Source organism: Streptomyces sp. WAC05292 (genome assembly GCF_003949955.1).
GTDB lineage: Bacteria > Actinomycetota > Actinomycetes > Streptomycetales > Streptomycetaceae > Streptomyces > Streptomyces globosus.
In genome coordinates, this window is sequence record NZ_RPSE01000880.1 from 1 (window position 1) to 376 (window position 376).

Consider the following 376-nt stretch of genomic DNA (forward strand, 5'->3'; position numbering starts at 1 on the left):
GTAGGCGCTGCGGAAGACGAGGTTCACCCCGACTCCGCCGAGGGCGCCGACGGCGCCGGCGATCCCGACGACGGCGCCGGAGAGGCGCCGGGCCCGGGCGAAGGCCTGCTCGGCGTCGCGACCGGAGGTGACGGCGTCCTGCGCCTGCCGGGCGAAGACCGCCGGGATCAGCTTGTACGTCGAGCCGTTGCCTATGCCGGTCAGGACGAACAGCAGGGTGAAGCCGCCGAGGAACAGGGCGTACGAGGACTGCGCGGAGGCCAGCAGCAGGAGGCCGGTCCCGGCGGCCATCGCGCAGAAGGTGGCCAGGGTGACGCGCGCCCCGCCGAACCGGTCGGAGAGCAGGCCGCCGACGGGCCGGAAGAAGGAGCCGAGG

Annotated in this window: 1 pseudogene; it reads right to left on the reverse strand. The window is 74.5% G+C overall.

From position 1 onward, the window contains the following. A pseudogene (locus EF903_RS33545) lies at positions 1–376 on the reverse strand (MFS transporter); the annotation flags it as partial.